Raw genomic sequence first — 2,500 nt, forward strand, 5'->3', positions numbered from 1 at the left:
TGGTTGCGGGAGCAGGATTTGAACCTGCGACCTTCAGGTTATGAGCCTGACGAGCTACCGGGCTGCTCCATCCCGCGACACTTAGCGTTGGTCTACCGCCTATTCGGCTACTTGAGACCGGGTAGTGTTCTTTTCATCGTTTTAGAGAGAAGGGGGATTTTACTAGGTTTGGCGGTGACCTACTCTCCCGGGGCTTAAGCCCAAGTACCATTGGCGCGGCAGTGCTTAACTTCCGGGTTCGGGATGGGACCGGGTGTTTCACTTGCGCTATGACCACCAAACCGAGGAAAATCCCCGTCGCTCTTTTTGCAGTGCAAAAAGGCGACGCGTGGCAGGCAGCGTATTTGCATGCAAATGCGCGTTGCCACTCGGTTGTTATGTCACCCCTTACGGGGTTTCACATCAATCAACGTTGTCCAACTCAAGGTCAGTGTATGCTTTTGATTTTGTCTTTCCATTACTGGATCAAATCAAGCCTATCGGGCGATTAGTACCGGTCAACTGAACGCATTACTGCGCTTACATCTCCGGCCTATTGACGTGGTGGTCTTCCACGGCCCTCAGGGAGACCTTGTTTTGAGGGGGGCTTCCCGCTTAGATGCCTTCAGCGGTTATCCTGTCCGATCATAGCTACCCAGCACTGCCGTTGGCACGACAACTGGTCCACCAGTGGATCGTTCACCCCGGTCCTCTCGTACTAGGGGCAACTCCTCTCAAGTCTCCTACACCCACGGCAGATAGGGACCGAACTGTCTCACGACGTTCTAAACCCAGCTCACGTACCTCTTTAAACGGCGAACAGCCGTACCCTTGGGACCTGCTCCAGCCCCAGGATGAGATGAGCCGACATCGAGGTGCCAAACACTGCCGTCGATATGGACTCTTGGGCAGTATCAGCCTGTTATCCCCGGCGTACCTTTTATCCGTTGAGCGATGGCCCTTCCACTCGGGACCACCGGATCACTATGGCCGTCTTTCGACTCTGCTCGACTTGTCAGTCTTGCAGTCAGGCTGGCTTCTGCCATTGCACTCAACGAGCGATTTCCGACCGCTCTGAGCCAACCTTCGCGCGCCTCCGTTACGCTTTAGGAGGCGACCGCCCCAGTCAAACTACCCGCCACGCAGGGTCCCGGATCCGGATAACGGACCGCGGTTAGACATCAAGAGTGCGAAGGGTGGTATCTCAAGGGAGGCTCCACGGATACTTGCGTTTCCGCTTCAAAGCCTACCACCTATCCTGCACATCACAATCCTGATGCCAGTGCGAAGCTGTAGTAAAGGTGCACGGGGTCTTTCCGTCTAACCGCGGGAAGCCTGCATCTTGACAGGCAATTCAATTTCGCTGAGTCGATGTTGGAGACAGCGGGGAAGTCGTTACGCCATTCGTGCAGGTCGGAACTTACCCGACAAGGAATTTCGCTACCTTAGGACCGTTATAGTTACGGCCGCCGTTTACCTGGGCTTCAATTCAAGGCTCTCACCTCTCCTTTTAACCTTCAGGCACCGGGCAGGCGTCAGACCCTATACGTCGTCTTGCGACTTCGCAGAGCCCTGTGTTTTTAATAAACAGTCGCCACCCCCTGGTTTGTGCCCCCAGCCCCTAGTTGCCTAGGAACCGGGCCTCCTTCTCGCGAACTTACGGAGGTATTTTGCCGAGTTCCTTCAACATCGTTCTCTCAAGCGCCTTGGTATGCTCTACCAGTCCACCTGTGTCGGTTTAGGGTACGGTCTGATGGAGGGCTATTTCCAGGAACCACTCAGCAGCCCAATCAATCCGATAAGATTGAACTACACCTGTGATCCGTCACATCCTCCTGGCCTAGGAATATTAACCTAGTTCCCATCGCCTACGCCTTTCGGCCTCGGCTTAGGGGCCGGCTTACCCTGCTCAGATTAGCTTTAAGCAGGAACCCTTGGACTTTCGGCGAGAGTGTCTCTCACACTCTTTGTCGCTACTCATGTCATCATTCTCACTAGTGATCTCTCCACCGGATGGCTCACGCCCCGGCTTCATCGAAAGAACCTATGTCTGCGCTACCGCCTATTCGGCTACTTGAGCGCGATTACTCGCGCCGCATAACCGGCGGCAATATAGACAAGGTTCTATGTCACACTACGCTCTGCTACCGATGCTTACGCATCCCTAGACTTCGGCTCATGGCTTGAGCCCCGTTACATCTTCGCCGCAGGACAACTTATTTAGACCAGTGAGCTGTTACGCTATCTTTAAAGGATGGCTGCTTCTAAGCCAACCTCCTGGTTGTTTTGGTCGTCCCACCTGCTTTCCCACTTAGCCATGAATTAGGGGCCTTAGTCGTAGGTCAGGGTTGTTTCCCTCTCCACTACGGACGTTAGCATCCGCAGTGTGTCTGCCATCTAGTACTCCCGGGTATTCGGAGTTTGGTTAGGATCAGTAAGCCTGTGGGGCCCCATTACCCATCCAGTGCTCTACCCCCCGGGGTATTCGGATGACGCTCTACCTAAATAGATTTCGCAGAGA

General features: G+C 54.3%; 1 tRNA gene and 2 rRNA genes (1 of these 3 cut by a window edge). All 3 read right to left on the bottom strand.

From position 1 onward, the window contains the following. Nucleotides 1-77: transfer RNA gene (locus ACRZ91_RS22005), tRNA-Met, on the bottom strand. 89 nt (nt 78-166) lie between these two features. Continuing rightward, a 5S ribosomal RNA gene (gene rrf, locus ACRZ91_RS22010) occupies nt 167-281 on the bottom strand. Nucleotides 282-466: 185 nt separating this feature from the next. After that, nucleotides 467-2,500 (bottom strand): 23S ribosomal RNA (locus tag ACRZ91_RS22015) (it continues 832 nt past the right edge of the window).

The sequence above is a fragment of the Ruegeria sp. O11 genome, from assembly GCF_056535285.1.